Origin of the sequence: Streptomyces sp. NPDC060031 (assembly GCF_042736805.1) — a bacterium.
Classification (GTDB): domain Bacteria; phylum Actinomycetota; class Actinomycetes; order Streptomycetales; family Streptomycetaceae; genus Streptomyces.
The window spans coordinates 1-7210 of sequence record NZ_JBHWVM010000167.1; the positions used below are offsets into that span (position 1 = coordinate 1).

Below are 7210 nucleotides of genomic sequence, written 5' to 3' on the forward strand. Positions count from 1 at the left end.
GCCGTGGACCCCACGGACCGGGCGACGCTCGGGCTGCGCCCGGAGGTCGGGTCCGCCGAGCCGGTGGCGGCGACGCCGGGGCCCGCGGGCGGGCCGGTGGCAGTGGCCGAGACCGGGCAGGGCCGGCGGCGCGCGCGGCGGCGCCTGACGGTGGCCCTGCCGGCCGTCTTCGTGATCACGATCGGCGGTGGCACGGTGGCGCTGCTCCAGCCGTTCGGCGGCGGCACGTCACCGGAGGCGAAGTCCCCGGCGGCCGGCGCACCCGTGACGCCGGGCGGGGGCGGCTCCTCGGCGGCGCCGAGCGGTTCGCCGGGCCCGGGTTCGCAGAGCCCGCAGGACCCCCAGAGTCTCGCCCCCGGTACTCCGGACGGCGGCCAGGTCGGCGGCGCCGCGGGTGCGGGGACGCCCGGCGGTGGCGCCGGCGCCCCCGGTGGCAGCGGGAGCGGCGGCACCAAGTCCAGCGGGGGCGTCGTGGCCGGGGGCGCGAACGGCGGCGGCGGTTCCCCCGCGGGCGGCACCGGCACGGGGCCCACCACGCCCGGCGGCGGGGGCTCGCCGAGCGGTGGCGGTTCCTCCGGCGGAGACGCGGTACCGGCGTACTTCGTCGGCACCTGGACCTACAAGGGGCAGTTCAACATCGGCCAGCCGGACACGGTGACCGTCAGCCGCACCGGTGCCATCCGCGTGATCTCCGACAACCAGATGGGCCATTGCGAGTACATGGCCAAGGTGGTGTCGGTGACGGGCGGGAACAAGATGAACGTCAGCGCGGGGGCGGAGGACAAGTCCAAGTCCAACAACCAGTTCTGCGGGACGCTCGACCCGTCGTTCTTCACCAAGAGCGAGCCGATGGGGATCCAGCACAACGTGGGGCCGTCGCACGGTGAGGGGTACTACTACGAGCGGTCCTGACCCCCCGGCCGCCGGGCCCCCGCGAAGGAACACCTTCATCTGACCTTCCGTCAGATTGGAACGTGTTCTAGTCTGCCGCGCATGGGCATCGGAATCACGCAAGAACAGCGGGAGTTGGCCGAAGCCGTACGCGGCTGGGTGGCGCGGACCGTGCCGCCCGAGGAAGTGCGCAAGCTGCTCGACACCCCGCCGCAGACCGGGGCGCGGCCCGCGTACTGGGACGCGCTCGCCGCCTCTGGGCTGCTCGCGCCGCACCTGGAGGGCGGGAGCCTGCTCGATCTCGCCGTCGTGGTGGAGGAGGCCGCGCGGGGGGCGCTGCCCGGGGCGTACCTGCCCAGCGTGCTGGCCTGCGTGCTGCTGGACCGGGCCGGCTCGGCCGAGCTGGCCGCCGCGCTCGGCGACGGCAGCCGGGTCGGGGCCGTCGCGCTGGGGCCCGGCAGCCTGACGGCCGTCGCGGTGGAGGGCGGCGGGTACCTGCTCGACGGCGCCGCGCCGCCCGTGCTCGGCGCGGGCGAGGCCGACCTCGTCCTGCTGGCGGCCGAGGCCGCGCACGGGACCCGCTGGTTCGCGGTGGACGCCGCCTCGCTGGACATCCGTACGCACGAGAGCGCCGACCCGACCCGGCCCACCGCCGAGGTGCACGCGCACGGGGTCGTCGCCGGGCCCGGCCGGGTGCTGGAGCTGGACGCGGCCCTGGTCCGGGACCTGGCCTGCACGCTCTTCGCGGCCGACGCCTGCGGCACCGCGGCCTGGGCGCTGCACACCGCCGCCGAGTACGCGAAGATCCGCGAGCAGTTCGGGCGGCCCATCGGGCAGTTCCAGGGCGTCAAACACCTGTGTGCCGACATGCTGGTGCGCCTGGAGCAGGCCCGAGCCCTGGCCTGGGACGCCGCGGGCAGTACGGACGAGCCCGCGGAGGTGCGCTCGCTGGTCGCCGCCCTCGCCGCCGGGACGGCGCTCGACGCCGCCTACACCTGCGCCAAGGACTGCATCCAGATCCTCGGGGGCATCGGCTTCACCTGGGAGCACGACGCCCACATCCACCTGCGCCGGGCGGTCGTGGCCCGGCAGCTGCTGGGCCCCGGCGACGGGCACCGCGTACGGGCCGTGCGGCTGGCGGCCGGCGGTGCGCGGCGGGAGCTGCGGCTGGAACTCCCGGCGCAGGCCGAGGCGTACCGCGCGAAGGCCCGTACCGCCATCGAGGACGCGCGCGGCCTCGACCCGGCCGCCGCCCGCCGGGTGCTGGCCCCCACCGGATACGCGGCGCCGTACCTGCCGCCGCCCTACGGACTCGGCGCCGGGCCCGTCGAACAGCTCGTCGTCCAGCAGGAGCTGCGGGCGGCCGGGGTCAAGGTCGCCGACCTCGGGATCGCGACCTGGGTCGTGCCCTCGCTGCTCGCCTACGGGACCGAGGCGCAGCGGGAGGCCTACGCGCTGGCGACCCTGCGCGGGGACGTCACCTGGTGCCAGCTCTTCTCCGAGCCGGGGGCGGGCTCGGACCTGGCCTCGCTGCGGACCAGGGCGGAGCGGACCGGGGACGGCTCCTGGAGGATCAACGGACAGAAGGTGTGGACGAGTTCCGCGCACAGCGCCGACTTCGGGATCCTGCTGGCCCGGACCGATCCGGACGTGCCCAAGCACAAGGGGCTCGGCTACTTCGTCGTCGACATGAAGCGGACGCCCGGCATCGACGTCCGGCCGCTCAAGGAGATCACCGGCGAGGCCCTCTTCAACGAGGTCTACTTCGACGACGTGCTGCTGCCGCCGGACGCGCTGGTCGGAGCCGCCGACGACGGATGGAAGGTCGCGCGCAACACCCTCGGCAACGAGCGGGTCCACATGGCCGACCAGATGACCTTCGACACCGGCCTGGAGGCGCTGATCGCGCGCTGCGCCGGACTCGACGGGGCGTACCGGGCGCGGATCGGGGCGCTGGCCGCCGAGGCGCACGCGCTGGCCTGCATCGGGCTGCGCACCACCCTCCAGCAGGTGTCGGGGCTGGAGCCGGGCGCGGGCGCCTCCGTACGCAAGCTCGTCCAGACCCCGCACCAGCAGCGGACCGCCGAGCTCGCGCTCGAACTGCTGGGGCCGGCGGGCGCGGTGCGCGAGGGGGCGGGGGAGCGGGCGGTGCACGGGATGCTCATGTCCCGCTGCCTGACCATCGCCGGGGGCACCACGCAGGTCCAGCTCAATGTCGTCGCCGAGCGGATTCTCGGCCTCCCGAGGGACTGAAGGGACACCAGGGGCATGAAGTCGTACATCGTGGGCGTCGGCATGACGAAGTTCGAGAAGCCGGAGTCGAGGGACTGGCAGTACTGGGACATGGCCAAGGAGGCCGGGTCCGCGGCGCTGGCGGACGCGGGGGTGGACTACGGGCTGGTCGAGCAGGTGCCGGTGGGCTACTGCTTCCAGGCCTCCACGGCCGGGCAGCGGGCGGCGTACGAGCTGGGGCTGAGCGGGGTGCCGGTCTACAACGTCAACAACAACTGCGCGACGGGGTCGACGGCGCTGATGATGGCGCGGCAGTTCGTGGAGGGCGGACTGAACGACTGCGTGCTGGCGCTGGGCTTCGAGAAGATGAAGCGCGGTGCGCTGGGAGGGGGTGCGGACGGCGGCGACTTCAAGACCTCGCCGGTCGCACGGCACTACGGGATCATGGCCGCCGGGCACGGCTTCGAGATGTCGCCGCCGACCGCGCAGATCTTCGGGAACGCGGCGCGCGAGCACATGGAGCGGTACGGGACCACGGCCGCGCAGTTGGCGGCGGTGGGGGCCAAGAACCACCGGCACTCGGCGAACAATCCGAACGCGCAGTTCCAGGACGTGTACTCGGTCGAGGAGATCCTGGCGGCGAAGGAGATCCACTCGCCGCTGACGAAACTGCAGTGTTCGCCGACGTCGGACGGGGCGGCGGCGGCGGTGGTGGTGTCGGAGCGGTTCGTGGTGCGGCACGGGCTGCACGACAGGGCGGTGGAGATCGTCGCGCAGTCGATGACGACGGACACGGAGGCGTCGTTCGCGTCGGGGTCGTGCATCGACGTGGTCGGCAAGCCGATGTCGGCTGCCGCCGCGGGGCAGGTGTACGAGGCGTCCGGGCTCGGGATCGAGGACGTCGACGTGGTCGAGCTGCACGACTGCTTCTCGATCAACGAGTTGCTGACGTACGAGGCGCTGGGCATGTGTGGGGAGGGGGGCTCGGGGAAGCTGGTCGAGTCCGGGGCGACGACGTATGGGGGACGGTGGGTGGTGAACCCGTCCGGGGGGCTGATCTCGAAGGGGCATCCGCTGGGAGCCACTGGGCTGGCGCAAGCCGCGGAACTGGTGTGGCAGCTTCGTGGCGAGGCGGGCCCGCGCCAGGTTTCCGGGGCGCGGGTCGGGCTCGCCCACAACATCGGGCTGGGTGGCGCGGCCGTCGTGACGCTGCTGCGGAGGTAGGCGGGCGCGGCTGGATTTTGCCCGGCTGGAATGTCAGACGGCGACGGAGCTGGGTTCGGCCAGGCGGGGCATCAGGCGGAGGGCGTTCGTGCGGTTGATGGCCAGGTGGTGGGACGGGGTGAGGGCGGGGTCCGCGGTGAGGGCGGGGAGGGCGATGTCCGTGACCGTGTCCGCCGGGCAGGCGGGCCAGTCCGTGCCGAAGAGGATGCGGTCGGGGGCCACCGTGGCCAGCAGGGTGCCCGCCGGGGACATGGGGCCGGCCGTGTCGTAGTAGAAGCGGTGCAGGTACTCCCGGACCATCGACGCTTCGACGGGTGGGGTGAACGCGCCCGCGAAGGCCTGCACGCGGGTGGCGATGTGCGGGAGGAAGCCTCCCGCGTGCGGGAGGATCACCGACAGGTTCGGGAAGCGGTCGAGCGTCCGCTTTTGGATCATGTTCGCGGCGGCGCGGGTCGTGTCCAGCAGGAAGTCGCACAGGAAGTTCGGGATCCCCGGAACGTGCACGGCACCCGGCGGACCGCCCGGGAGGTTGTGCGGGTGGGTGTCGACGACGGCGGCCCGCTCGTCGAGTTCGGCGAAGACGGGGTCGTAGGCGGCATCGCCCAGGTAGACGCCGCCGTAGTTGGCCGTCACGTTCACCCCGACGGCGCCGAGATCGTCGAGACCGTGGCGCAGGGCCCAGCGGGAGACGTCGAGGTCGTCCAGGAAGAGCGGCGTGTGGAACGCGAAGCGGCCCGGATGGGCGCTCACCACGTCGGTCGCCGCCCGCAAGGTGATGGTGGTGGCCTCCCGCAACTGCGCGGAGGTTTCGTACCGCGCGGGCAGCATGGGTTTGAGAACGGCCGTGGCGACCCCCGCCCGGTCCATCAGGGACAGGGCGCTCCCGGCATCCCAGCGCGCCCACGGGGGGAGGGCCTTGGGATTCACGAGACCCTGGGCCCCGGCCCATTCCAGCCATTGCGGGGCACAGAAATGGTGGTGGACATCGATCCGCGCCCGACTGCCGTCGTCCGGCGGCACAATTTCCGGCATGTGGGCACCTTAGGTGACGGAACGGGCTGAACCGCCTAGGTCGTGCGTTTTCGGGGCCGAATGGGCCAATGGATGTTTATCGGATATTCCCATGAGGGAGGAGCTGGCTGGAATTCCAAGCCCCCATGAGAGGTCTGAACACATGACGACCGAACCCGTTGTGGCAGTGAGTGACGGCCTCCCTGTGGAGGCAGCCGTGGCGGCGGTGTCCATGGGCACGCCGGAATACCGGACGTGCCCCCATCCGGTCTACCAGGCGCTGCGCGAGCAGGCCCCCGTGGTCAAGCTGACGACGCGGCACGGGGTGGCGACGTACCTGATCACCGGGTACGAGGACGCCCGGGTCGCCATGTCCGATCCGCGCATCGGCAAGGACATGCACGAGCGCCTCGACCTCTACCACGCCGTCTTCGGCGACACGTGCGATGCGCTCGACGACAACCTGCTCTTCGCCGACGGCCCCCGGCACGCCCGGCTGCGGCACATCGCCAACAAGGCCTTCACCCCTCGCCACATCAAGGAACTGCGCCCGCGCATCCAGCAGATCGCCGGTGAGCTGCTGGACCGGTGCCCGACGGACGCTCCCGTCGACCTGATGGCTTCGTTCGCCCTTCCGCTCCCCGTCATGGTCATCTGCGAACTGCTCGGCATCGTCGGGCAGGAGCGCAAGGACGTCCTGAAGTGGTTCGGCAACGTGACGCGCTCCCGGTTCAGCAAGGACCTGGCGGGTGACCTGGCCGAGGCCGAGAACTGGCTGCGGAACTACTTCGCCGGCCACATCGCGGCCGCGCGCGCGCAGCCCTCGGACGACTTCCTCAGCGTGCTGATCGAGACGCAGCACGAGGAGGGGGCCCTGACCGACGATGAACTCGTGTCGATGATGTGGGTCCTGTTGTTCGCCGGGCACAAGACGACCACCTACCAGATCGGGAACTCCGTCTTCAACCTGCTGACGCACCCCGATCAGCTCCACGCCGTTCAGGAGGACCGGGGTCTGCTGCCCCAGGCGATCGAGGAACTCGTCCGGTTCGAGGGCTCGGTGGAGACCTCCACCTTCCGGTACGCCATCGAGGACGTGGAAATCGGGGGAACGCTCATCCCCGCGGGGTCCCTCGTGCAGATCGCGATCACCTCGGCGAACCGCGATCCGGAGAAGTTCGCGTCACCGGACACCCTGGACGTGACGCGGAAGGGGCTGCAGGGCACCCACCTCGGCTTCGGCCACGGGGTCCACTACTGCCTGGGTGCGCCGCTCGCCCGGATGGAGCTGGAGACCGCACTGACGACTCTGCTCGACCGGTTCCCCGACATGGTCCTGGCGACGCCGGTGGCGGGTGAGGAGGAGTGGCTCAAGGGGCCGTTCCCCGCGTTCCGCGGGCTGGAGCGGCTGCCCGTCGCGCTGGACCCGTCCCGGACGGTGGACGACTGGACCACCGGGACCGGGTGATTCCGGGGGCCCGCCCCCGACCCCGCGCCTCGATCACCGGCCGCCCAGCCGGTCGGCCGCCCGCCCCCGCCGATCCTTCCACCGGACCGGCGGGGCGGGCGTAGGCGCGTCCGGGCGCTGCGCGGCTACGGGCATTCGAGCGCGGGGTCCACCACCGTCTCGCCCATGGACGCCCGGCGGATCGATTCGGCCAGGTCCTCGACCGGGCCGTCCCGCAGGACCAGCCCCACCGCGCCCGCCGCCAGCGCGGCCTCCCGCAGGCCCGGGTGCGCCGAGCCCGTCAGGACCAGCACCCGGCACTCCGGGTCGTCGGCCAGCAGAGCGGTGACGGCCGCGAGCTCCTCCACCAGGGCCACCGCGGGCCGGGCCATGGGATCCCGGACC

The 7210-nt window shown here is 72.6% G+C and carries 4 protein-coding genes and 2 pseudogenes; 4 read left to right on the forward strand and 2 right to left on the reverse strand.

What is annotated here, in order from left to right:
• The 3 genes and pseudogenes from ACFWB8_RS36180 to ACFWB8_RS36190 form a co-directional block, all read left to right on the forward strand.
• A pseudogene (locus ACFWB8_RS36180) lies at positions 1-912 on the forward strand (serine/threonine protein kinase); the annotation flags it as partial.
• Positions 913-993: 81 nt separating this feature from the next.
• Positions 994-3144, forward strand: a complete 2151-nt coding sequence (locus ACFWB8_RS36185; protein WP_385237316.1) for an acyl-CoA dehydrogenase — start codon at positions 994-996, stop codon at positions 3142-3144.
• Between the two features lie 15 nt (positions 3145-3159).
• Positions 3160-4347 carry a lipid-transfer protein gene (locus tag ACFWB8_RS36190; RefSeq protein WP_385237319.1) on the forward strand — a complete coding sequence of 396 codons (1188 nt, stop codon included), beginning with the start codon at positions 3160-3162 and terminating at the stop codon, positions 4345-4347.
• A gap of 33 nt (positions 4348-4380) precedes the next feature.
• Here ACFWB8_RS36190 and ACFWB8_RS36195 read toward each other — a convergent pair whose 3' ends face one another.
• A complete protein-coding gene (locus ACFWB8_RS36195) occupies positions 4381-5379 on the reverse strand; it encodes an amidohydrolase family protein (protein ID WP_385237322.1) in 999 nt (332 codons plus the stop codon).
• A 196-nt stretch (positions 5380-5575) separates the two neighbouring features.
• Here ACFWB8_RS36195 and ACFWB8_RS36200 point away from each other — a divergent pair, with 196 nt between their 5' ends.
• Entirely contained in the window at positions 5576-6826 is a 1251-nt protein-coding gene (locus ACFWB8_RS36200; RefSeq protein ID WP_385237324.1) for a cytochrome P450, read from the forward strand.
• Positions 6827-6951: 125 nt separating this feature from the next.
• Here the strand turns inward: ACFWB8_RS36200 and ACFWB8_RS36205 are convergent.
• A pseudogene (locus tag ACFWB8_RS36205) lies at positions 6952-7210 on the reverse strand (DNA-binding response regulator); the annotation flags it as partial.

Coding starts and splice junctions, on each gene's coding strand:
- ACFWB8_RS36185 (WP_385237316.1), top strand. CDS start 994: ATGGGCATCGGAATCACGCAAGAACAGCGGGAGTTGGCCGAAGCCGTA.
- ACFWB8_RS36195 (WP_385237322.1), bottom strand. CDS start 5,379: ATGCCGGAAATTGTGCCGCCGGACGACGGCAGTCGGGCGCGGATCGAT.
- ACFWB8_RS36190 (WP_385237319.1), top strand. CDS start 3,160: ATGAAGTCGTACATCGTGGGCGTCGGCATGACGAAGTTCGAGAAGCCG.